Here is a 22,262-nt window from a genome sequence, read left to right as displayed (position 1 = left end):
CAAATGAATAACAACGACTTTTTAGAGACGATAGAACAGTCAGAGATAGCATGCCATAAAGAGTATCTACGCCAAGTTGTGAGACCGGCAATGGATATACTTAAGAATAATGATGTTGAACCACGATTGGGCTGTAGCCGTTTTGGAGGAGCGCCTGATTTACCAGCCGGTAGCGAATGGCCTACATATGAGGGCAATCCATATCGTTTCCTGGGCCAAATCAATTTTGCGGAAATCTCATTAACTGGAGCAGACTTGCCATCCACAGGACTCCTAAGTCTTTTTGTAGCGGATGATCCCGAGGGTGAGGGTTGCCTGGAGGCTTTTGAGGACGGATATGTTCATGCTATATATATTCCTGAATCCATAGATCTGGAGGAGATATCGCCGCCCAATTCCGATAATGGCAAGACCACTGTGATTGAATTTATCCCGGCGATGGATATTCCTTATGACGAATACCAGGTGAAGGCTTGGCCTTTCGGGGAAGAAGAGAACGACCTATACACTGAAATACGAGATTCTTTGCATAAAAGCTCAGACTACCTTCTAGGTTATTCTTCTCATTGTACACTGGCATATGATCCATCGCCTGGAGCAGGGTGGATCTCTCTGTTAACCATTGCTTCCGATGATGATCTTGAATGGTGTTGGCATGATGGCGACAATTTAATGATTTTTATAGAAACGGAACGGCTTAAGAAATTGGACTTTAGTGCGCTTAAGTCTGATGCCGGTTAATGTTCTGGAGAAGAGGGGACAAAAAGAGCCATCCACAAAGGATGGCTCACTATGGGGAAATTGACCTACAGATTCGCCACAAGAACAGCCAGAATAGCCACAAAGGCCGGGAGGCCCTGAACCCATAAAATCGACTTCTTGGCAGTGACGCTGCCATAAATCGCTGCCACACCGACACAGATCAGAAAAAATAGCTGAAGCTGAAATCCCGTCGTTTCATTCGGATGGAACAATCCCCATAATAAACCAGCGGCCAGGAAGCCATTATACAGTCCTTGGTTAGCGGCTAGTGACTTTGTTTCCTGCGCAAACTGCTTGCTGGTTCCAAACGCCTTCTGCGCTCTTGGAGTAGTCCACATAAACATTTCCAAAACTAAAATATATACATGCTCAAGCGCAACCAGTGCTACGAGTATCGTACTCAAAATCATCATTACAATCTCCTCCATTCCATTTAAATTAGTAGTTATCCAAATTATATTTTGCAAAATATAATATTACGAAATTAAATATATCTAATATCCGAATTTTTGTCAATTGTTTATGAAAGTGAGCACTCCTAATCGCTTCTTCCTGGTACAAAGCCCCTCTGAAAATTGTCTTTTTTCATATTAACTCTTGAACCTCCTGTTACAGGAGGTTTTATTGTTTGTCTACGGCAGATTCAAGCCACAGAAATATTTAAGGGGGTTTTCAGGAGATGAGATTATTTGAGGCAATATTTATCGTATTTAATGTAATGCTGCTTATAGGGTTGCTGCTTGGCGCCAAAAAGTCACGACCTATGCTATGGGCAGCTGTTACTGTATCGGGTGCTTTATTTCTAATTCATTGGCTGCTTGAAGGCTTGCGATGGCCGCTAATCCCAGCGTATGTATTGATTGTTTCACCGTTACTTGTCTTGCTATGGAGACGGATTACAGGTGCAAGGAAAGCCGGAGGCTTTCAAGGAAGCAGTGAAGCAACCAAACCCCGCTTGCTTTTTCGGGTAGTGGTTTGGCTGGGTGTGGTGTGCTATGGAGGAATTAGCGTAGCAATGCCGCTATTATTTCCTATCTTCACTTTTGATAACCCAGAGGGAGCCTACGGTATAGGAACTGTTACGTATTCGTGGGTGGATGAGGCCAGAGAAGAAACCTTTGCTGCCGGAAGAGGCAGCGACCGGGAGTTGAGAGTACAGATTTGGTACCCTGCAGATAAGGAAGCTCAGGGAACAACTTCACCCTATGTGCCTGACCCTAAGGTTTATGCTGAGGCATTTCAGGAGGTATTAGGTCTTCCCCAACCGCTTTTCACCAGCTTAGAATATGTTCGTACACATGCAGTAGAGCAAGCAGCATTATCAGAAGAGGAAGCTTCTTATCCCGTGCTTATTTTCTCCCATGGGCTGCATGGATATGAGAGTCAAAATACGTTTCAGGTAGAGCAGCTCGTGAGCCAGGGCTACATCGTGGTTGGCATTAATCATACCTACAGCAGTCTGGCTTCAGTTTTTCCTGATGGCAGGGTTGCTTTGTTTGATTCCCAAGGGAGGAAGGGGTTTGAAGAGCTGCAGTTTGATTTTATGGACAAGCTCAATGAAACATGGGTGAAGGATGTTAAATTTGTACTGAATGAGCTGGAAGCCCTTAATGGAAACGATTCAGATGATCGGTTTACGGGACATCTCGATCTGGAGCGTCTTGGAATGTTCGGACATTCCTTTGGTGGAGCTACTACGCTGCAGATGTTGATGGATGATGCCCGCATAAAGGCAGGCATTAATATGGATGGCGTGTTATTTGGAGAAAAGCGCATTCCAGTAGAAGGAGTAGGGAAGCCATTTCTCATGCTAAGTGCAGATAGCACTTTAGCTGGAACCAGTGTTATGAGTGAGGATCAAATTGCTGCAATGGGAACAACCCGTTCGGAGGCAGAGGCCTATTATGAGGAAGTCTATGCACGATATGAGCCGGTAGCAGCAGGAGGGAATTACTGGATTACTCTAAACAATACGCTGCACTTGAGCTTCTCTGACCTTTACCTAATCTCTCCATTGCTGGAATGGATGCAGGGTGTAGATCCAAGAGGGACGCAACGCCTAGTGAATGAGCTTACACTTGAATTCTTTAATCACTATTTAAAGGGGCAGCCCTTACAGCTATTGAATCAAGAGACCGGAGAGCACGAGGGATACAACTTGGAGCGTGGAAATTAATTGTTCCTCTTCTTGGCCAATAATGCTTGCATGCCCTGCATCAACAGTTCCATTCCACCCGTAATATCTTGCCACTCCGGGTTTACAATGGTACAGAGCTTATTAAATCGCAAGATTCGCTCCGTTACGGAGTCCAGCAGATGCCGGGCTTGTCTTGGGATGAACTCGTCAGGCTGACCAAGCTCCTCCACATTTGCATATAGTAAAAGAAAGTCATGTGTAAGGGTCTGGACTGCAGGGCTGCTTGGCGGCCATTGGTGCTGGATTGCTTCCAGGGTGCGAAGGCGGATTTGCTCCATTTGCCCAATCCAATCGTGGGCTTGATGCTGGGGATGAAGCGCCATACGGAAGAATGGAAGCTCACAACTGGCTAGTTCCTCCATATATGTTGAATCGTTCATCAATTTTTGCAGCTCTATCCATGCTTGTGTCTGGCGGGCGGTTAGCTTGGACTCCTTCATAATATATTTGTTGAAGAGATGCATAAATGATGCTTGCCAATCTTCTGGCAGATCCTCTAACAGCTTTGTCTCTTCTATTTTATTATTGATAAATTGTTGGCGTTTTACAGAATGGGCAGAGCGTGAAGCAACCAGATCGGCAATATAATGCATGGAATCCTCTGAGCTATTATGAATGGTGCGTTGTCTCGCTTGTTTCAAAATAGCGAGCATCGAGGAGATCGCACCAAGCTCTACCTCTAATGCATCAATTTGCAGGTTTAGAGCCTCTGTCATGCTGAGCTCTCCTGAAATCATTTTGCGTATATCTTCAAGGCTGAAATTAACATAGCGCAAGGTTCCAATAAGCTCCAATGTCCATAAATCTGCTGCAGAGTATAGCCGATGCCCTCCTTCAGTGCGTTTTGAAGGCCGCAGCAGGCCAATTTCATCATAATAATGAAGGGTTTTAACAGTAGTGTTAACCATGGAAGCAGCCTGCCCGATGGTGTAGGTAGGTTGATGCTCGGTAGGGGTCATTGCAATTCACCTCATATGTTATTATACACGCCCCATTCGTTAGGCATTATTTGGCGAATTATTTCCGGTATCCGAAGGAGAAATATAAAACGACGGCAGTCTAGGACTTTATTCTTGTCCATGGCTGCCGTCGTTTCTTTTATTGTAGCGATTCTAGCGCGGTGTCTGCTTAGAAATCAAAGTTATCGGGATCCGGACCGACCCGCTCATCGCGGTTCAGCCCGTCAATCCGGCTCATATCTTCATCGCTGAGCTGGAAGTCGAACAAAGCAGCATTCTCGATAATCCGCTGTTCCTTCGTTGACTTCGGAATCGTGATAATGCCATGCTGCAGATCCCAGCGCAGGATAACCTGTGCTACGGATTTGCCGTATGCGGCGGCGATTTCCTTCAGTACAGGCTGCTCCAGCAGCTGTCCCTGCATGAGTGGCGACCAGGCTTCGATCTGGATGCCCTGTTCCTTGCTGAAGGTTCTCAGGGGCTGCTGGGACAAGTATGGATGCAGCTCCACCTGATTGACCATCGGCTTGATTACGGCATCCTTCATCACATCCTCCAGATGATGAATCTGGAAGTTGCTGACGCCGATCGCTTTGACCCGGCCCGTTGTGTACAACGTTTCCAGCGCCCGCCAGGACTCTTTGTATTTGCCCTGTACCGGCCAATGGATGAGATACAAATCCAGATATTCCAGGCCCAGCTTCTCCAGACTGGCTTCGTAGGCGGCAAGTGTTGCATCGTAGCCGAGATCAGCGTTCCAGACCTTGGAGGTGATGAACAGTTCTTCACGGTTCAGTCCGTTATCCTTCATAGCCTCGGCTATCGCCTGGCCAACGCCCCGTTCGTTCTGATATGCGGCAGCGGTATCAATGCTGCGGTAGCCATGGGCAATGGCCTGCTTCACGGACAGTACCAGTTCCTCCCCGTCGGCGACCTTAAAGACTCCCAATCCTAGCCAGGGCATCTTCACGCCGTTCTGCAGTTTAGTCGTATCCTGTAAATGCTGTGCCATCATATAATAACCTCCAGAATGTAATGTGATTAGTGATTTGCAGTTTGTACTTTGTGTATTTGAAACAGGATTGTATGGAGCGGCAGGTGATCAGGCGGCTTCAGTCTGAAGTGTAAGCTCGTCTTTTCGTTCCAGCGCACGGCTCCAGGCGGTAAGGATTACAGCCCCAAATACCATGATTGATCCTACCCATGTGGTATGAATCAGTCCCATATGATCGGTGACAAGCCCTCCAAGGTATGCTCCGATGGCAATGCCGGCGTTAAAGGCGGCAATATTGACAGCAGAGGCGATATCTCTGGCGCTTGGCGCATACCGGTCGGCGAGCATTACGACAAAAACCTGCAGGCCCGGTACGTTCATGAATGCGAGCAGCCCCATGAAGAAGATGGTGACCAGTGCTGCGGCCTTAAAGGGTGCCGTGAAGGCCAAGACCAGCAGAACGACAGCCTGCAGGGCGAACATATAGAACAAGGCATTCATCGGCTTGCGGTTGGCTGCCTTGCCGCCAATCACATTGCCGATGGCGATGGCGATGCCGTACACCAGCAGAATGACGGCAACCGTCTTTTCCTTGAAGTCGCTGATATCATGCAGCAGAGGCGATAAATAGGTGAAGACGACAAAGGTGCCGCCGTATCCCAAAGCTGTAATTGCAAAAGCGAGCAGCAAGCGGCCATTCGTCACCAGCTTGACCTGGTCGCGCAAAGGCGTCTTCGTGCCTTTGCGCAGACCGGAGGGAACGAGAACCAGGTTCCCGATCAGCGCGACGAGGCCGGTAATGACTATGGCGATAAAGGCAGCCCGCCAGCCAAGCTGCTGCCCGAGGAATGTACCGAGCGGCACTCCGGTTACGGTAGCAACCGTAAGTCCGGTGAACATCACCGAAATGGCGCTGGCCCTGCGGTCCTCGGGCACGAGATCGGCAGCAATGGTTGAGGCAATGGACATAAACAGGCCATGTGAGAGGGCCGAAATGACCCGTGCGGTTAGCAGCATGGCAATTCCGTCAGCAGCAGCGGCCAGACTGTTGCCGGCGATGAACAGAACCATCAGCGCCAGCAGCAGGGTTTTGCGCGAGACCGCCGTGGTCAGCGACGTTAACACAGGTGCGCCGAAGGTAACACCCAGCGCATATAGAGTGACGGTCAATCCCGCAGTAGTTACGGATATATGCAGGTCATCAGCAATGAGCGGCAGCAGGCCGACACTGACAAACTCGGTTGTTCCTATCGCAAAGGCGCTGATCGCCAAAGCCAGCAGCGCCAGGGTGCTTCTTTTTTTATCTAAGAACATGTTTTCCACTCCTACAGTATGGTAATCACCGGCCGGTAAGTGCTATTATGGATTACCAGGACGTTAAAGGATAGTACGTACTTTTTAGTGCTATAGGTACCAAAAAGTACCCGCAGGTGTGTTTGAAGACAAAGCTCACCAAACTTTTCAGGAGGAATCCTCATGGCTAAAAAATATAATATTTCCGTGGAAGCGACGCTGGAGGTGATCGGCGGCAAATGGAAATGCGTTATCCTCTGCCACCTGACCCACGGCAAGATGCGGACAAGTGATTTGAAGCGCCATATGCCGAATATTACACAGAAGATGCTTACCCAGCAGCTCCGCGAGCTGGAGCAGGACGGCATCGTCAACCGGATCAGCTACAACCAGGTGCCGCCTAAAGTGGAATATGAGCTCAGCGAATACGGCTTGTCGCTGCGGTCGATTCTGGATTCCCTCTGCGCTTGGGGGGAACAGCATATCATCAGGGAATATGGCGATAAATTTGCCGTTCTGGAGGACAATGTGCTGAACCACAAAAAGCTGGACGTACAGACGGCCAGCGTAGAGTAGCAAGCGGTCCACTGCCGGACCCGCGCCTATTCAGGGAGGCTGCAATTCCATGTAGCTGATTAAAGAGACCCTAACACTAAGACAGACGAACAGCCCCGGCTCTGTGCGGAAATGACGCATTGAGCCGGGGCTGTCCTACGTTCCAATAGCAGCAGATGAACTGCAACTTTTTATAATCGGCTCCGTCTGGTAGAAAGAAGGCACGATCAAGCAAGTAAAACTACCGTGAGGTGAGTAGACATGAATAATCATACATTCAAACAGCTTGTGCTGTCCGCAGCGGCAGTGCTGACGTTGACTTTTGCCGGGCAGAGCTTTGCAGCCGCCGCTTCTTTTCAGGATCTGGCCGGTATCCCGGCTAAAGCAAAAATTGAAGAGCTGCAGCAGAAGGGGATCATTCACGGGGTCACTGATAGTAAATTCCTGCCGAATGCTCCGGTTACTGCTGCCCAAGGCATTCAACTAATCGTCAACGCCCTGGATCTGAATATCGACATGGTTCGCTTCATCAAAGCCCCGCAGGCGACGGACTATTTCACGAATGCCAGCAATACAGCTTGGTATGCAGATGCGCTGATTATCGCTGCCAATAACAATATTGGCCTGCCGGCAGATTTGGACCCTGCGGAGAACTGGACGCGGGAAGAATTCACCCATCAGTTGATGCTGGCGATTGAGAAGCACAGCAACCTTCCGATGATCAAGCTCATGCCGGTGGATATTGCCGACGGAGCTGATTTTACGGGCGGTTACGACGGCTCCATTCAGCGGGCGCTTGCCCTTGGAATCGCCAGTCTGGACAACGCGGGCAATTTCCATCCGGCCAAGGAGATTACCCGCGCAGAAGCAGCGGAACTGATCTACAATGCCCTGGAATATATCGCTGCCCATCCAGCTCCTGCCGGTGGATACGGTGAATAAGTAAGCGCAGGATAACGGGATCGCCCTCTCTTTTACAACCATAGAACCTGCCAGACTGACACAAAAAACCGCAAGCCTCCAAGGAATGGAGCGATTGCGGTTTTTCTGTGTTCCCTTAAGCGGACTAGTCCGGCTGGCCTTCGGTAACCTGAATGGTGAAAATGAATACGGCGCCCTGTTCGCTGCCCTGTTTGGCATAGATGGTGCCGCCCATGAGTTCAACCAGCATTTTGCAGATGGACAACCCAAGGCCGGTTCCGCCGAACTTGCGGTTGATGGTGGCACCGATCTGTGTGAAGGGCTGAAATAAATAACCCATTTTATCCGCCGGAATGCCGATGCCCGTATCTTCAACCACAAACTCCAGCTGCAGAACTCCATCCAGCGATTGTCTGAGACGGGTATGTACCTTTACACCGCCGCTTGCCGTGAACTTGATGGCATTGCCAATCAGATTGTTCAGGACCTGTCTAAGACGGTTGGGATCGCCAACCAGCAGCGCGGGAATCGCCGGGTCGATATCCAGTTCCATACTTAGGTTGCGTTCCTTGGCGAGCGCGCTGAACAGATCCATCGTTTCTTTCAGGCAGGCATGCAGGTTGAACAGCTCGTAGTCCAGCTCCATTTTGCCCGATTCAATCTTTGTGAAATCGAGAATGTGATTAATTACGGACAGGAGTGCATGACCGCTGGTATGAATAATTTCTGCCATTTCCAGATCGTCTGTCTTCAGCTCTGAAGTTCTGAGCACATCCGACATTGCAATAATTCCATTCAAAGGGGTGCGGATTTCATGGCTCATCATGGCCAGAAACCCGCTCTTGATCCTCAGGGCAACCTCGGCAGTCTCCTTCAATTCAGTAAGGATGACATTTGCCACTTCCAGCTCCTGCGATTTGATCTGCAGTTCCTTATGGGTCTGATACAGGCGGACAAAGCCGTCTATTTTGCTTTTCAGGACAATAGGGTGGAAGGGCTTGGTCAGAAAATCAATCGCTCCCGCCGTGTACGCCATCATATAATTCTCCAGCTCGGAGGTTAGTGCGGTTAGAAATATAATGGGGATATCCCGCGATTTCTGGCGCGTTTTAATCCGCTTGGCCGTTTCGAAACCATCCATGTCCGGCATCAGTACATCCATAATAATAAGAGCGAATTCCTGCTCCAGCAGGCATTTCAAGGCATCCATGCCAGAACTGGCGCCAATTAGCTGGTAAGGAGTGTCTGCAAGCAGCGCCTGAATGGACAGAAATTCATCCGGACGGTCATCAACAAGTAAAATATTCACAGGATAATCCATATTGCCTCCCACAGCCAGCTAAAATTTCTAAAATATGAAGTCTGTCTGGTAATTATTGAATTAACCACACCTTCAGTACAGTAACCAGCTGGGTGGTATTAATCGGTTTGGAGATATAATCGGAAGCGCCAGCCTGCAGACATTTAACCCTGTCTTCTTCCAGAGCCCGGGCGGTCAGGGCAATAATCACAAGCTGATCATACTCCGGCATGGCACGGATATGCTTCATCGTCTCGTACCCGTCCATTTCCGGCATCATAATATCCATAAAAACAAGCTGGGTCTCGGGATGCTGCTCCAGATGCCGTAACGCTTCTTTGCCGTTCTGCGCAAAACTGATATCCATATTATAACCTTCCAGGACACTTGATAACGCAAAGATATTGCGCATATCATCATCCACGAGCAGGATGCTCTTCCCGGCAAAAGCCGCTTCCGGATTGTGCAGCTTCTCGATCAGGCGCTGCTTGTCCGGCGGCAGATCGGCATGCTTGCGGTGCAGGTACAGCGCGGTTTCGTCGTACAGCCGCTCCATGGAGCGCACGTTCTTGATGACAATGCTCTCGGCATAATGCTTCAGACGTTGTTCATCGCCCTTGCTGAGGTCCTTGCCCGTATAAATGATGACCGGCAGGGTTTGCAATTTGCGGTTGGTTTTGACCTGCTCCAGCAAATCGAAGCCGCTGATATCCGACAGGCCCAGATCAAGGACCATGCAGTCAAAATGATGGCTCACCAGCTGCTCCAATGCTTCCCGCCCTGTCCCCACTGCGACAATGCGTACATCGGGATGCCCGATGAACTCTACAAGGCTGCTGCGCAGATCCTTGTTGTCCTCAACAATTAGCAGGCTTTTCACCGGCCTTCTGATATAGGTTTCAATCTGCAGGAAGGCAGCTTCCAGCTCGGCCTGATCGCTGGGCTTCTTCCAGAAGGAGAGTGCGCCCATGGCCAGGCTCTGCTGATTCTCTTCGGCGGTTGAGATCACATGCACCGGAATATGACGCAGCTCCGGCCGGCTCTTCAGGCGGCTGATGATTGACCAGCCGTCAAGGACGGGAAGATGCAGGTCGAGCAGGATGGCATCCGGCTTGTAGGCATGTGCCAGAGCCAGACCCTGATCGCCCTGAAAGGCGACGATCGCCTTGAAGCCTCTGCTGCGGGCCAGCTGCAGCAGAATGGCCGCGAACTCGGCATCTTCTTCAATGATCAGGAGCAGCGTGTCATCGCTGAGCAGATTTCCCCGGTCATCCTCCATTTCAGCGAACTGCAGCAGCTTCGGATTGGATATGGAAATATCGGGCACGAAGGATTCCCGGAAGGCGGTATTCTCCTGGCTGCTGGTGTCCGGATTGAGAAGCTCGCTGCTGGCGGCAGCTGCGAACGTCTCAGCTGCCTGGGCAAGAGCGTTACCCTCCGGCTCAACAGCGGGAATAGTCAAGGAGAAGGTGCTGCCTTTGCCTTCTGTGGATTCAACTTCAATTCTTCCACCCAGCATGGTGGAAAGCTCGCGGCAGATGGTCAGGCCAAGACCGGTTCCCCCATATTTGCGGCTGATTGTGCCGTCCGCCTGCTGAAAGGCCTCAAAGATGCTCTCCAGCTTGGATTCGTGAATCCCGATACCGGTGTCGCTGACGGAGAAGACCGCCTCATTTCCGCTCATGCGGATAGATAAAGAGACGGAGCCCTGCTCCGGAGTGAATTTAACGGCATTCGATAACAGATTGTTGATGATTTGCTGCAGCCTGTGGCCGTCGGTCATGAGATGGTCAGGCAGCCTGCTGTCACAATGGACATCAAAGCGGATATTCTTTTTCTTGGCCTGCTGCTCAAAGTGGCGGAACAGGTGGTTGCTTAGATCATGCAAGGAGACCGGTTCAAGGACAGCGGTCATCTTGCCTACCTCAAGCTTGGCCAAATCGAGAATCTCGTCGATCAGCTGCAGCAGATCTTTGCCTGCGGAGAAAATGGTATGCACATATTCAAGCTGCTTAAGGCCAAGATTGCCTTCTTTGTTCTCGGCAAGAATCTGCGACAGAATCAGCAGGCTGTTCAGCGGAGTGCGAAGCTCATGCGATACATTGGCTAGAAATTCTGATTTGTACTGGGCGGCCATGAAGATTTCTTCCGCCTGGGTTTTGATTTCCTCTTTTTGCTGCTCGGTCAGTTCGATTTGCTGCTGCAGGTGAATATTTGCGGCCGAGATCTCTTCCGTCTGCGCCTGAAGTTCTTTCGTCTGCGCTTGAAGTTCTTCGGTTTGCGCCAGCAGCTCGTCGGCTTGTGCCTGTATTTCTTCCTTTTGCCGTTCGGAAATCTCCATCTGCTTCTGCAAATCTTGGTTAGAGGCAAAAAGTTCTTCCGTCTGCAGCTTTAATTCGTCGGCCTGGGCTTCAATTTCGGCTTTTTGCTCTTCCGTCAATTCCATCTGCAGCTGCAGCTGCTCATTCGAGGTCAGCAGGCTGTCTGCCTGCATCTGCAGTTCTTCTCCCTGCGCCTGCAATTGCCCGGTCTGTGAACGCAGCTCATCGGTCTGTGCCAGCAGCTCTTCGGTTTGCGCTTCGAGCTCCTGCGTCTGGGCCTGCAGTTCCTCTGTCTGGGTTTCCAGCTCTTCCTTCTGCAGCTGGGTTTCACCCAGCAACTCTTCGATTCTGGCCACGTCTGCCAAAGTATTGATCAGCACGCCCATGTTCTGGCCGGTCCGTTTAATCAATTCGTACTCTTTGTCAGCCAATGTGTTCAGGGTAGCCAGCTCGACTACGGCGACAACATCCTGCTCATAAATGACAGGAACCAGGATCAGCGTAGTGGGGGCAGCTTCACCCAGTCCGGAATGCACGCGGATGTAATGCTCCGGCAGATCATGCAGCACGACCATCTTCTGATCGAGTGCGCATTGTCCAACCAGTCCGCTGCCAAGCGCAAAGGGTTCGCGGCGGCTAGCGGCTTCATCGAAGGCATAACCGGCGGTGAAGTGCAGCTTGTCCCCTTGCTTCAGATAGACCGCTCCGTAGGTTCCGCCGACAGCGGCGCTCAGCTTGCCGATAAAAACCCGGGCTGTGGTCTCTAAATGTACCGATCCCTGAAGCATCAGGGCCATTTCTGTAACTTGGGTATTGATCCAGGCCTGCTCTTCGGCTTGGAGCCGCAGGCTGCGTTCTTCTGTGGTCTTGTGCTCCAGATTAACGGCTAAAGCGTGAAAGGAATGCGCCAACTGCCCGAAATCATCTCCAGTTTCGGGGCTGATTGCGGAGGAATCAAGGGTGCCTTGCGCAATATCTACGGATAGCTTCATAATCCTATCCCGACCCCGGCGGATGTTCCGCTGGATACTCATCATGAGTCCACTTCCAAGAATAATGCCGGCTGCACCGAATGCTAAAGACAGGAGTAGAGGAACCCCTTCAAGATAAATTATAGATACAGCAATCATGCTGCTGAGAAAAAGGATAAAGGCAAATGATGCTAACCAAACCCGTTGTTTTATTGTCATGCTCGCCCGTCCTTTGTCCAGTTAGTATCACGAATCACCTTTAATTATACTTTTAATAGAGAGGAGGCGATAGGGGAAGGCGAGAGAAAACGCCGGCATATCCGCAAAAAAACAGGATTTACTGGCGTTACTCTCAGATTACTCTATGAATTGCGGACGAAAGTTAACGGGACCGTCTTTTTCCCTGGCGGTGCTTGGCTGAACCCCTGTTCAGGGCATGGCCTCCTGCGCCCCCGCCGACCGCCTGCTGCTGGCGTGTATAGGGGCTGTCGATGGCAGAGTTAGTTCCGCCTGTACTGTATGTTCCGCCGCCGCTGCCTACCTGTGTCGCCGATGAACTCATGCTGCCTTTAGGGAGCTTGACCGTCTGGTTGTTGATGACAACGACGATCTCCTTGCCGCGCGGACAAATCAAAGGGAGAGGATGTTTGCCTCCGTTTCGTCCTTTGCTCCCCAGGTTAGCGGCATCTCCTCCGGCGCCGACGCTCTGCTGCTGGCGTGTATAAGGGGAAGCAATGGCCGCATTGCTGCCGGCTGCGCTGCTTCGTCCCGCACCGCTGGCAATTTGGGTGGTATTGGCTGCGTTGGTGTATTGATTATTGATGACAAATACGAGCCGGTCTACTCCCGCCAGCGGCGTCCGTGTAACAATCCGCCGTTTTCCCTTTTGAATAATAACGACAATCCGGTCCTTTTGTTTGGCCACCCGTATCGTTCCTCTCTGAGTAGTTTTCCTTATCATAAATGCATGGGGGCGGAAATCGTGAGCAATACGGGCGGAGTGTGCTTAGAAACAAACGCTTGCCTAATAGGCTGATTGAAAACATATGTATTTCATGAAAATATGTCATAAATGGATGAAATAATGCTTAAAATTTTGCTTGTAAGGTTCGGACAGAGCGTGTAAGATATACAAGGTATTTACTACGACTTTTCATAAACAACTCATATAATCTTGGGAATATGGCCCATAAGTTTCTACCGGATAACCACTGTAATTATCCGACTATGAGTGAAATAGCGCATCTAGGGTTCCGTTTTTTGTGCCGCGGCATAAGAAGGGCTGGTCCAAGCGATGCGGACACTGCTTATGTGTTACACCACTTAGGGACAAAAACCCAGAGGGACAGATTCACTTGAGAAACACTCAAGGGGATCTGTCTTTTTTATTTAAAGATAAGAATTTATATGTTTCCACTTGTCACGATTCAAAGAATTCATCAGATCATATCAAAGGAGCGATCACTCGCAGTAATGAAAATATTAGAGGAACGCATCAGAGAAGAGGGCTTGATTCTGTCGGATACGGTGCTGAAAGTAGACTCGTTTCTGAACCATCAGGTGGATACGGAGCTTGCGCTGCAGATCGGGCAGGAATTCAAGACGATCTTCGGGCATCTCCCGGTTACGAAGGTGTTGACGGTTGAGGCCAGCGGAATTCAGTTTGCGATGGCGGCAGGCATTGCCTTAAAGGTGCCATTCATCTATGCCAAGAAGAAGAAAGCTATCACGCAGTCGGAGGACGTCTATTCGGCCCCGGTACATTCCTTTACCCGTCAAGAGCATTACCGGATCAGCATCTCGCAGAAATATCTGGGCCCGGGCGACAAAGTGCTGATCGTCGATGATTTCCTGGCTACGGGCGCTGCTTTGGTGGGACTGGCTGATATCGTGGAGGAATCCGGTGCAGAGCTGCTTGGCGTGGGCTGCGTGATCGAGAAGAGCTTTCAGGAAGGACGCAGTTTGCTGGAGAAAAGAGGAATCCCCGTGCATGCCTTGGCACGAATCGCTTCCATGGCGCCTGGAGAAGTTCATTTTATAGACAATACTGCTGATATTAAAGAAATGATCAAGGAGAGTGCAGGATGTTAAGCAAACAAAAAGTCTTCGCATTAGGACTCCAGCATGTGCTGGCCATGTATGCCGGCGCGGTCATTGTGCCGCTTGTTGTCGGAGGGGCGCTGAACCTGAATGGAACACAAATGGCCTACCTCATTGCTGCGGATTTGTTCACTTGCGGACTGGCCACGCTGCTGCAGGTCATGGGCAGCAAATATTTCGGCAGCGGCCTGCCGGTGGTGCTGGGCTGCACCTTTACTGCGGTCAGTCCCATTATTGCCATCGCCTTGGATTCCAATCTGGCAACAGCCTATGGTGCGATTATTATATCGGGATTGTTCGTTGTGTTTGCCGCCCCGATCTATGGAAAGCTGCTGAAGTTCTTCCCGACCGTGGTAACCGGCTCCGTGGTGACCATTATCGGGCTGTCGCTCATTCCGGTTGCTATGAATAATGTGGCCGGCGGGCAGGGACAACCTGATTTCGGAGAACCCCGCAATTTGCTGTTGGCCTTGATTACACTGCTGGTGATTCTCGCTGTGAACCGGCTGACGACCGGGTTCCTGCGTTCCGTTTCTGTACTGGTAGGTCTGGTTGTCGGGACAGCTATCGGCTACTTTATGGGCATTGTACATTTCTCCACTGTCGGTTCTGCCTCTTGGATCAGCGTGGCCCAGCCGTTCTACTTTGGCTGGCCCGAGTTTAACGTTACGGCCATTTTCACGATGATTATCGTAAATATCGTATCCATGGTAGAATCGACCGGCGTTTACTTTGCCGTAGGCAAGGCTACAGACCAGAAGGTCGAGCAGAAGCAGATTGTCAACGGCCTCCGCTCTGAAGGTCTCGCCATAATGCTTGGAGGGCTGTTTAATGCCTTCCCGTATACCGCATTCTCCCAGAACGTCGGACTGCTGTCACTGACCCGTGTCAAGACGCGGAATGTGATTTTTGCCGCCGGCGGTATCATGGTTGTGCTGGGACTGTTGCCTAAATTGGCTGCGTTAACCACAATCGTGCCGAATGCGGTACTCGGCGGGGCAATGATCGTAATGTTCGGTTCGGTCGCGGCTTCCGGAATGTCGATCCTCTCCGAGGTCGATCTGCGCAAGGATGGCAACCTGCTGATTACCGCCTGCAGCATCGCTGTCGGCCTGGGCTCGGCGGTATTGCCCTCCATGTTCGACCAACTGCCGGAGTTTGCCAGAATGCTGCTGCAAAATGGTATTGTTTCCGGGTCGCTCACTGCGATCATTCTTAATCTGTTCTTATCCAAAACACAGGATAATACAGCTCCTGCCACCGTGCAGGATGCAAAGTAATTCCAATATGCACCTCTAATAAGAATTACCGCCGGTTCCGAAATAAATGGAATCGGCTTTTTTTAGAAAGGGGGAGGAAATATGCTGAAATATTGGCAGCGTATTCTCGGGAGTCTGCTGCTGGTATCCCTATTGCCGCTGCTTTCGGTCCTTCATCTTTTTACGGGCCAGCAAGATATACCGGTCTCCCGCCAAGGGGTCATGGATCTTCGGGCTTGGGATTTCCGCCATGACGGCGTGGTGAAGCTGAACGGGGAATGGGAATTATACCGCGATGCGCTGCTGACGCCGGGGGATTTCAGCCAAGCTGATCCGGGCGGGGCGGGAGTGCCGGCTTCTACCATAATCGAGGTGCCGGACAAATGGAACCGCTATCTGTCAGATACCGGCAGCCCAGAAGCCAGAGGTTATGCCACCTATCGGCTGCAGGCCATGATTCCCTATGGAGAGGATGTTATTTACGGCCTTCGGACGGCTAATATCCGCACGGCAAGCAAGGTGTTTGTGAACGGACAGGAGATCGGCAGCAGTGGAAGTCCGTCTGCCTCCTCTTCTGAGGGGCGGCAAGAAAACTACCCCTACATGGGATTCGCTGCCGTGTCCGGCGACAAGCTGGAGATTATTGTCCAGGTGGCCAACTACAGCTACTCTTCCGGCGGGATCGTTCTGCCGATCGTGATTGGCTATCAGTCAGACATTCTGAAACACCGTGAATTCGCTCTTTTTGTGGACGGTGCAACGCTGTTTGGTTTTTTTGCCCTCTCCTTATTTCTGCTGATGTTCTCCAGAGTAAAGGAAAGCCGGGGCATCACTTTAAATTTGGGATTATTTTGCACAGCGGCCTTTGTCTATGTACTGACCCACGGGGAGAAGCTGATCTCCTTCGCGCTTCCGGGCCTGCCTTATGAAATTGTACTCAAGCTGCAGCTGGCTTCATCCACGCTGGTTTATTTTTATCTGCTCAGATATGTTGCCCACTCGGTGAACTATCCAATGCCTCCGGCGGTCATCAAGACCTCTAAGGTGATCACTGTCGTCCTGCTGCTTATCGCTATATTTGTGCCTGCTTACTGGTTCAGCTATCTTGAGGGGCTGCTCTTGACCTGGGGCTCCATAAGTTTGAGCTTTGTCCTCTATTCCATGGTTAAAGGTACGAAACAAAATACGCAAAACATGTTCTTCATGATGGTCAGTATTGAGAGCTTAAGCATCGTCATTTTATGTTACCTGCTTACGTTTACCGGCCTTGCCCTCAGCTATGTCATTACCTCCTACGAGATCATTCTGTTCGGATTCTTTCAAGCTGCGCTAATGACCCGCAAATACGCTGCCTCTTTCCTGGAAGTGGAGCAGCTGTCACGCAGGCTGCTGACGCTCGACGGACTGAAGGACGACTTTATGGCAGATACCTCGCAGGAGCTGCGGAAGCCGCTGCAGGGCATTGTAAACATTGCACAGACGCTGGCCGAGGGTGCAGCCGGGGCTTTAACTCCTGAGCAAACCGGTCAATTGTCCATGATAGTCTCTACGGGCAGGCGGCTGTCTGCATTAATTAATGATATGTCGGATTTCGCCAGGCTGAATCACGGGGATTTCTTTCTGCGGCGGCAGGCGGTGGACCTGCGGAGGGTAGCTTCTTCCGTAATGGAGGTTACCCGCCATGTATCGGGCAATTCCCGCTTGGTCTTCAAGCTGAACCTGCCGGAGTCTCTCCCGCTGCTGGAAACAGATGAGCAGCGGCTGTCACAAATCTTATTCAACCTGTTGTCAAATGCTGTGAATAATACCCCTCAGGGTGTGATAACCCTGTCTGCCGAGGTTAAAGAAGAGTATGTTACTATCCTTGTAGCAGATACTGGATTAGGGGTCGCTCCGGAGCGCCTGCGTACCATTTTTGACGCGTACGATCCGCAAGGGGCGGCCGCCCAAAAAACTTACCGGGAAAACGGCCTTGGCCTCAGCATCACCCAAAAGCTGGTAGAGTTGAACGGAGGGAGAATCGAAGCCGAGTCTGAACCGGGTCAAGGCTCGGTATTCCGCTTCACGATGCCGATACTGCAGAAACGAACAGCGTTTCTGGATCAGGACTATCTGGAGATTACCGGCTGGGAGTCGGCATCGGCTTTGGAGTCTACAGGAGAAGAGCATGCGCTTCCCCTTGAGGGGGAATGCTGCTATATCCTTGTTGTCGACAATGATCCGGTCAATCTCCAGGTGCTGGCCAATGCGCTGCAGCTGGAGCAGCATAAAGTGATTACCGCAGGCAGCGGACCCGATGCGATTATACAAATGCAGAATCATCCCGAACTGGACTTGATCATTATGGATTGGATAATGCCTGAAATGCCGGGACTGGTGTTATGCAAGGCGATTCGCGAGCGGTTTGTTTTATCGAGCTGCCGATCCTAGTACTGACAGGCAGCAGCCGCCCGGAAGATATTCAGGCTGTTTTTGAGGCGGGGGCCAATGATTACTTAAGCAAGCCGGTAGAGCTGCGGGAATTCAGGGCACGTGTGAAGACGCTGCTGGATATGCGCAAGTCCATCCGTACGTCGGTACAGACGGAAATTGCCTTCCTGCAGGCCCAAATCAAACCTCATTTTCTGTACAACGCGCTTAATGCCATTATCTCGGTTTGTTCCGATGATCCGGATAAGGCGACCGATCTGCTGCTTGATCTCAGCCAATATTTGCGCAGCAGCTTTGATTTCCAGAACCGCGGGCAGACGGTGCCGATTGGAAAGGAACTGGAGCTGGTGAGGTCCTATCTTGCGCTGGAGAAGGCGAGATTCGATGAGCGGCTGAATATCGAGTTGGATGTGCCGGAAGGTCTCCACGAACTGGTCCCTCCGCTCAGCATCCAGCCGCTGGTGGAGAATGCGATCAACCACGGCCTGATGCGGAAAATGGCCGGAGGGACCGTCAATCTGTCCGTTAAGCTGCTGGCCGGGCAGCTCGTTGTTGCGGTATCTGACAATGGGGTGGGCATCACTCCGGAACGGATTGAACAAGTGTTGTCCGAAACGCACTCCGAAGGAGGCATCGGCCTGAGGAATATCCAGAGGCGGCTGCTCAAAATATATGGAACCGGTCTGATGATTACCAGCACGCCGGGCAGGGGAACTACGATCTCTTACACCATCCCCAGAGGGAATCCTTCCATAGACAGAGCAAAATAGCATCCATCCGGACTGCCAATGAATAGCCGGGTTCGGAACATATTGTGAACAGACTTCCATTAACGTATTTCCGATTGCCAAGATTATTCCAATACCATAGAATTTACTTGGACCCTAACAGATAAAATAGATAGGGATGGACTGCGGGCTCATGAAACGAAATTGTGCTTACAGCGTATCAGAAGCATAACAGTTATCAGGAAAGAAGGGTAATAAGTGGATAATGGAATGAAGGTCATCCTGTTTGAAAAAATGCCGGAAGGCGATCTGCGTGTCATCGAGGAGCGTACCTGGAGCATGAATATGATTACTGCCCTGGAACATGTCAATTATATTGTAGTGGGCAGCCGGGAGTATGAGGCAGTGGAAGGACGGCTGAACGTGGACGAGGGAAAGCTGGAGCTTTTGCTGGTTCCGATGCGTGCTGAAGGATAAATTGTCAGGAAAGGAGGGGCCCATGTTGGGAAAAGATGAAAATACTAAAGAACCCGCCGTGTCCAAATTGTTCAATGCGGAAGGCAAACCGCTGCGTGTATTGTCCACCTCGCTAGGGATTGCGCTGCTGGCCAATGCACTGTTTGTACCGGGCGGGGCGGGTGCCAGCGGCAGCTCGGGCGAAGAGCCGAAGCTTGTCTCCTGGTCCACCGAAGAGGTCAAAGCTTATTTTGATAAAAATGTAGACTGGAGTATTCCGTACCCGGAAGAGAATGTGGAAGAGACCGTGCAGGAGGGCAGCGGGGTAGTAACCTCCGGCGGGACAACCGTCATTAACAATTACGGCGGTTACAGCTCGGGTTTCGGCTGGGATGATATGCTGCTGTACCACATGCTGTTTAACAGCGGCTCGTTCTACTCCTCCAGAGGCTGGTACAATGACCGGCCGACCTATTACGGAGGAACTCGGACTACCTACAAGCCGCCGACCTACAGCAGCGGCAGCTTCCAGAACAAAAAGGTAGCCGGATCTGTGGCAAAACCGAAAACCTCTACTTCCTCCACCGGCTCCATCACGAGAAGAGGAACATCCTCGAAGAAAGGCGGCATTGGAGGCACATCCAGCGGTTTAGGCTCCAGCAGTAAATCAAGCTCCTCTTCGTCAAAATCAAGCGCTGGCAAAAGCTCCAGCAGCAAGAGCGGTTTCGGCGGATGAGTTCTGCAGAGAGTGTCTTTCAATTTGTGGATCAATCGGGTCTGGAACGGGCGCCAAGAGTGGAGAAGCTGCGTGAGCTTGGCTTCACCTGGGCAGACCTGGAGGATGAAGAATATTGGCTCGATGCCGTTGCGGTGATGCGCGGCGAGACTTACCAGGAACTTGAAGAAGCCTCGGTCAAGCTGTGGGCTATACTGGACAAAACAGTCCGCTATGTCCACCGTAGACATGATCTATATGATTTGCTCGGCATTCCCCCCGTCCTGTGGCAGATGCTTGATGAATGCCCGCTGCCGGAGCCGGGCCGCATCAGCCTTTATGCCCGGTTCGATTTCGCCGTGGCGGACAACGGGGCGATTAAGCTGCTGGAATTGAATGCCGATACACCTACCGGTTATGTGGAGGCCTCCATCGCTACGCCCTGGATCTGCGAGCAGGCGGGAATCGCCAGCCCCAATGGAGCGATGAAGGGACTTCTTGCGGCGGCTTGGGGCACAGAACGGCCGGACACGGCAGCTTGTGTCGCCTACGGTTCCCATCAGGAAGACTCCGGCACGATTGAGGCGCTTGTGAAGCACAGCGGCCTGGATATCAAGTGCGTGGATTGTCTCGATCTATGGATTGATGAAGGGACAGTACGGGATGGAGAGGACCGGGTAATTCAGCGGATGTTCGCCCTCTATCCCAAGGAATGGATGGCCGTAGACGAAGGCGGCGATGCGCTCGCCTACGCCGTAGAGAGCGGACAGCTGGAGTTATTCAACGGACCGCACAGCATCCTGCTGCAGTCCAAGGGATTGATTGCGGCGGTATGGGGGATGTATGAGCTGGGGCTGCTGTTTAGTGAGGAAGAGCGCGAGGCGATCTCCCGCTATATTTTGCCGACCTACAATAAGCCGGTATTCTCCGGGAGCTTTGTCTCGAAGTCTGTATTCGGCCGTGAAGGCGGTTCTGTACGTCTCTTCGATGACAACGGCACACTTGAGCTGCAGGACGAGGAAGGTTTTGACAGCAGTACACTATTCCCCACCGTCTATCAGAAAAGAGCCGAATTGGCCCGGATTCAGACAGCGGAAGGGGAGTTTCATCTGCTCACCGGCATGTTCGTCATTAACGGGAAACCTTGTGGCCTGCTCGGGCGGGCAGGCGGACCGATTACAGGCAATGCCAGTCATTTTATCGCGCTAGGAGTGAAGGAACTTGGAGATGAGTAAGAGTAGAAGGGGGCGGACCGGGCGCTTCGGGGTAATTCGGTTGGGCGCGGTCCTTGGAATACTGCTGTTGTCGGTGCTGCTGAGCGCATGCTCAAGCAATGAGGACAGTGTGTTTCATACAGGTGCTCCTGCAGCGGAAACAACGGACAGTGTATCCCGTGTACCGTGGGATTACCGGGTAGTGGAGAGCACAGTGGGGGATTTGATCGGCAGCGACATGACGGTTTTGCCGGACAACGAGCTGCTCCCGAACGATGGCAACTATGCCACCGGGGATAAGATCTGGACATTGCAGTTCATGGATGCCGAGCTGGTTACGGATGCTGACCAGAAGAATGAGATCCGCCTGTCCGCCTGGTCCACGCTTAAATCGTATGGAGACCAGAAGACGGCTGCAGAGGATCTGAAGAATCTTAAAGTATCCATTACCACCGATGTGGATCTTGTCGGAGTCTATAAGACTAAATTCAAGGAGAAGACAAGAAACTTCGCCGTGCTTGAGCTGCCTTCCGGCAACCGGATCAAGCAGCCGATTGACGACAAGCGTTATACGGCGCTGGAGAAAGAGAAGACAGCCTCCGTGGTGCTGGAGGAAGTGCATGATTTTGCCGATTATGATTCGGCTTATGCGAAATTTCGGGGGTGGGCCAATTGACGATTGTTATTAATTTGATAGTCAGCGTTCTGACTATCATTCTGCTTCAGGTGCTTGGCATGGTTGTATTCGGCTTGATGACTCCGTTCAAGGATATGGAGGAATTGAAGAAAGGCAATGTGGCGGTAGCTTTGGCGCTGGGAGGCAAATTTCTGGCCACAGCGATCGTACTGGGCGTAGCGGCATATACGAATACTTCTATCTGGCACATGATGTTATGGTTTGCGGTAGGTTACGTCTGCCTGATCGCCGCTTACTGGATCTTTGAACTGTTTACTCCCAATTTCAGGATTTCCGAACAGCTGGAGCAAGGGAATGTGGCCGTAGGCACAATGCTCTGCCTGGTATTCATCGGAACTGCCTTTGCCGTCAGCAGTCTGATCATTTAATTCAGCGGGCTCCCTGCTGGGG

Annotated in this window: 20 protein-coding genes and 1 riboswitch; of the genes, 13 read left to right on the top strand and 7 right to left on the bottom strand. The window is 51.2% G+C overall.

Going from position 1 to position 22,262, the window contains the following annotated elements; all coding sequences use genetic code 11:
- Positions 1–3 precede the first annotated feature (3 nt).
- Positions 4–741 (top strand): YwqG family protein, encoded by a 738-nt coding sequence (locus ACQ76X_RS31685; RefSeq protein WP_438497729.1) that lies wholly within the window; start codon positions 4–6, stop codon positions 739–741.
- 65 nt (positions 742–806) lie between these two features.
- Here the strand turns inward: ACQ76X_RS31685 and ACQ76X_RS31680 are convergent, their stop codons facing one another.
- Positions 807–1,175 (bottom strand): DUF1304 domain-containing protein, encoded by a 369-nt coding sequence (locus ACQ76X_RS31680; RefSeq protein WP_438497728.1) that lies wholly within the window; start codon positions 1,173–1,175, stop codon positions 807–809.
- Between the two features lie 266 nt (positions 1,176–1,441).
- Between ACQ76X_RS31680 and ACQ76X_RS31675 the strand changes: the two genes are divergently transcribed.
- Positions 1,442–2,938, top strand: coding sequence for an alpha/beta hydrolase family protein (locus ACQ76X_RS31675; protein WP_438497727.1), 1,497 nt, complete (start codon positions 1,442–1,444; stop codon positions 2,936–2,938).
- On the opposite strand, the gene ACQ76X_RS31670 is transcribed toward ACQ76X_RS31675, so the two are convergent.
- The 3 genes from ACQ76X_RS31670 to ACQ76X_RS31660 form a co-directional block, all read right to left on the bottom strand.
- The gene (locus ACQ76X_RS31670) at positions 2,935–3,918 is read right to left on the bottom strand and encodes a MerR family transcriptional regulator (protein WP_438497726.1); all 984 of its coding nucleotides are present in this window, start codon (positions 3,916–3,918) and stop codon (positions 2,935–2,937) included. The two genes, ACQ76X_RS31675 and ACQ76X_RS31670, sit on opposite strands and share 4 nt — an antisense overlap.
- 169 nt (positions 3,919–4,087) lie before the next feature.
- Positions 4,088–4,930: an aldo/keto reductase gene (locus tag ACQ76X_RS31665; RefSeq protein ID WP_438497746.1), complete on the bottom strand. Its 843-nt coding sequence runs from the start codon at positions 4,928–4,930 to the stop codon at positions 4,088–4,090.
- Positions 4,931–5,020: 90 nt separating this feature from the next.
- Complete coding sequence (locus ACQ76X_RS31660; protein ID WP_438497725.1) at positions 5,021–6,226, bottom strand: MFS transporter; 1,206 nt, start codon at positions 6,224–6,226, stop codon at positions 5,021–5,023.
- 162 nt (positions 6,227–6,388) lie between these two features.
- On the opposite strand from ACQ76X_RS31660, the gene ACQ76X_RS31655 reads away from it, so the two are divergent.
- Together ACQ76X_RS31655 and ACQ76X_RS31650 are read left to right on the top strand one after the other, a co-directional pair.
- Positions 6,389–6,781 (top strand): winged helix-turn-helix transcriptional regulator, encoded by a 393-nt coding sequence (locus ACQ76X_RS31655; RefSeq protein ID WP_438497723.1) that lies wholly within the window; start codon positions 6,389–6,391, stop codon positions 6,779–6,781.
- A gap of 240 nt (positions 6,782–7,021) precedes the next feature.
- Entirely contained in the window at positions 7,022–7,702 is a 681-nt protein-coding gene (locus ACQ76X_RS31650) for an S-layer homology domain-containing protein (RefSeq protein ID WP_438497721.1), read from the top strand.
- A 124-nt stretch (positions 7,703–7,826) separates the two neighbouring features.
- Here ACQ76X_RS31650 and ACQ76X_RS31645 read toward each other — a convergent pair whose 3' ends face one another.
- The 3 genes from ACQ76X_RS31645 to ACQ76X_RS31635 all read right to left on the bottom strand — a co-directional run bounded on the left by ACQ76X_RS31645 (position 7,827) and on the right by ACQ76X_RS31635 (position 13,198).
- Complete coding sequence (locus ACQ76X_RS31645) at positions 7,827–9,002, bottom strand: ATP-binding response regulator (protein WP_438497720.1); 1,176 nt, start codon at positions 9,000–9,002, stop codon at positions 7,827–7,829.
- A gap of 52 nt (positions 9,003–9,054) precedes the next feature.
- On the bottom strand, positions 9,055–12,492 hold the full coding sequence (locus tag ACQ76X_RS31640; protein WP_438497718.1) for a response regulator: 3,438 nt from the start codon (positions 12,490–12,492) through the stop codon (positions 9,055–9,057).
- A gap of 163 nt (positions 12,493–12,655) precedes the next feature.
- Positions 12,656–13,198: a hypothetical protein gene (locus tag ACQ76X_RS31635; RefSeq protein WP_438497717.1), complete on the bottom strand. Its 543-nt coding sequence runs from the start codon at positions 13,196–13,198 to the stop codon at positions 12,656–12,658.
- A gap of 219 nt (positions 13,199–13,417) precedes the next feature.
- Positions 13,418–13,521, top strand: a riboswitch (purine riboswitch).
- A gap of 225 nt (positions 13,522–13,746) precedes the next feature.
- Here ACQ76X_RS31635 and ACQ76X_RS31630 point away from each other — a divergent pair.
- The 9 genes from ACQ76X_RS31630 (at position 13,747) to ACQ76X_RS31590 (ending at position 22,240) form a co-directional block, all read left to right on the top strand.
- Positions 13,747–14,364 (top strand): xanthine phosphoribosyltransferase, encoded by a 618-nt coding sequence (locus ACQ76X_RS31630; RefSeq protein WP_038597834.1) that lies wholly within the window; start codon positions 13,747–13,749, stop codon positions 14,362–14,364.
- The gene (locus ACQ76X_RS31625) at positions 14,358–15,653 is read left to right on the top strand and encodes a nucleobase:cation symporter-2 family protein (protein ID WP_438497715.1); all 1,296 of its coding nucleotides are present in this window, start codon (positions 14,358–14,360) and stop codon (positions 15,651–15,653) included. The genes ACQ76X_RS31630 and ACQ76X_RS31625 overlap by 7 nt, the downstream gene beginning before the upstream one ends.
- Before the next feature lie 81 nt (positions 15,654–15,734).
- On the top strand, positions 15,735–18,062 hold the full coding sequence (locus ACQ76X_RS31620; RefSeq protein ID WP_438497714.1) for a hybrid sensor histidine kinase/response regulator: 2,328 nt from the start codon (positions 15,735–15,737) through the stop codon (positions 18,060–18,062).
- Positions 18,014–18,832: a histidine kinase gene (locus tag ACQ76X_RS31615; protein ID WP_438497713.1), complete on the top strand. Its 819-nt coding sequence runs from the start codon at positions 18,014–18,016 to the stop codon at positions 18,830–18,832. Before ACQ76X_RS31620 ends, ACQ76X_RS31615 begins: the two co-directional genes overlap by 49 nt.
- A gap of 228 nt (positions 18,833–19,060) precedes the next feature.
- On the top strand, positions 19,061–19,267 hold the full coding sequence (locus ACQ76X_RS31610; protein ID WP_038601107.1) for a hypothetical protein: 207 nt from the start codon (positions 19,061–19,063) through the stop codon (positions 19,265–19,267).
- Between the two features lie 22 nt (positions 19,268–19,289).
- Complete coding sequence (locus ACQ76X_RS31605) at positions 19,290–19,982, top strand: hypothetical protein (protein ID WP_438497711.1); 693 nt, start codon at positions 19,290–19,292, stop codon at positions 19,980–19,982.
- Positions 19,979–21,196, top strand: a complete 1,218-nt coding sequence (locus ACQ76X_RS31600; RefSeq protein WP_438497710.1) for a glutathionylspermidine synthase family protein — start codon at positions 19,979–19,981, stop codon at positions 21,194–21,196. The genes ACQ76X_RS31605 and ACQ76X_RS31600 overlap by 4 nt, the downstream gene beginning before the upstream one ends.
- Complete coding sequence (locus ACQ76X_RS31595; RefSeq protein ID WP_438497708.1) at positions 21,189–21,851, top strand: signal peptide protein; 663 nt, start codon at positions 21,189–21,191, stop codon at positions 21,849–21,851. Before ACQ76X_RS31600 ends, ACQ76X_RS31595 begins: the two co-directional genes overlap by 8 nt.
- A complete protein-coding gene (locus ACQ76X_RS31590) occupies positions 21,848–22,240 on the top strand; it encodes a DUF350 domain-containing protein (RefSeq protein WP_038597825.1) in 393 nt (130 codons plus the stop codon). Before ACQ76X_RS31595 ends, ACQ76X_RS31590 begins: the two co-directional genes overlap by 4 nt.
- Positions 22,241–22,262 lie beyond the last annotated feature (22 nt).

It is taken from the genome of Paenibacillus sp. IHBB 3054, from assembly GCF_051594305.1.
Lineage (GTDB): Bacteria > Bacillota > Bacilli > Paenibacillales > Paenibacillaceae > Paenibacillus_AQ.
The sequence above is the reverse complement of the archived record's forward strand: the minus strand, read 5'-3'. Positions and strand labels throughout refer to the sequence as shown.

Coding starts and splice junctions, on each gene's coding strand:
- ACQ76X_RS31615 (WP_438497713.1), top strand. CDS start 18,014: ATGCAAGGCGATTCGCGAGCGGTTTGTTTTATCGAGCTGCCGATCCTA.
- ACQ76X_RS31685 (WP_438497729.1), top strand. CDS start 4: ATGAATAACAACGACTTTTTAGAGACGATAGAACAGTCAGAGATAGCA.
- ACQ76X_RS31595 (WP_438497708.1), top strand. CDS start 21,189: ATGAGTAAGAGTAGAAGGGGGCGGACCGGGCGCTTCGGGGTAATTCGG.
- ACQ76X_RS31670 (WP_438497726.1), bottom strand. CDS start 3,918: ATGACCCCTACCGAGCATCAACCTACCTACACCATCGGGCAGGCTGCT.
- ACQ76X_RS31645 (WP_438497720.1), bottom strand. CDS start 9,002: ATGGATTATCCTGTGAATATTTTACTTGTTGATGACCGTCCGGATGAA.
- ACQ76X_RS31660 (WP_438497725.1), bottom strand. CDS start 6,226: ATGTTCTTAGATAAAAAAAGAAGCACCCTGGCGCTGCTGGCTTTGGCG.
- ACQ76X_RS31640 (WP_438497718.1), bottom strand. CDS start 12,492: ATGACAATAAAACAACGGGTTTGGTTAGCATCATTTGCCTTTATCCTT.
- ACQ76X_RS31680 (WP_438497728.1), bottom strand. CDS start 1,175: ATGATGATTTTGAGTACGATACTCGTAGCACTGGTTGCGCTTGAGCAT.
- ACQ76X_RS31620 (WP_438497714.1), top strand. CDS start 15,735: ATGCTGAAATATTGGCAGCGTATTCTCGGGAGTCTGCTGCTGGTATCC.
- ACQ76X_RS31655 (WP_438497723.1), top strand. CDS start 6,389: ATGGCTAAAAAATATAATATTTCCGTGGAAGCGACGCTGGAGGTGATC.
- ACQ76X_RS31665 (WP_438497746.1), bottom strand. CDS start 4,930: ATGGCACAGCATTTACAGGATACGACTAAACTGCAGAACGGCGTGAAG.
- ACQ76X_RS31600 (WP_438497710.1), top strand. CDS start 19,979: ATGAGTTCTGCAGAGAGTGTCTTTCAATTTGTGGATCAATCGGGTCTG.
- ACQ76X_RS31610 (WP_038601107.1), top strand. CDS start 19,061: ATGAAGGTCATCCTGTTTGAAAAAATGCCGGAAGGCGATCTGCGTGTC.
- ACQ76X_RS31650 (WP_438497721.1), top strand. CDS start 7,022: ATGAATAATCATACATTCAAACAGCTTGTGCTGTCCGCAGCGGCAGTG.
- ACQ76X_RS31630 (WP_038597834.1), top strand. CDS start 13,747: ATGAAAATATTAGAGGAACGCATCAGAGAAGAGGGCTTGATTCTGTCG.
- ACQ76X_RS31625 (WP_438497715.1), top strand. CDS start 14,358: ATGTTAAGCAAACAAAAAGTCTTCGCATTAGGACTCCAGCATGTGCTG.
- ACQ76X_RS31605 (WP_438497711.1), top strand. CDS start 19,290: ATGTTGGGAAAAGATGAAAATACTAAAGAACCCGCCGTGTCCAAATTG.
- ACQ76X_RS31675 (WP_438497727.1), top strand. CDS start 1,442: ATGAGATTATTTGAGGCAATATTTATCGTATTTAATGTAATGCTGCTT.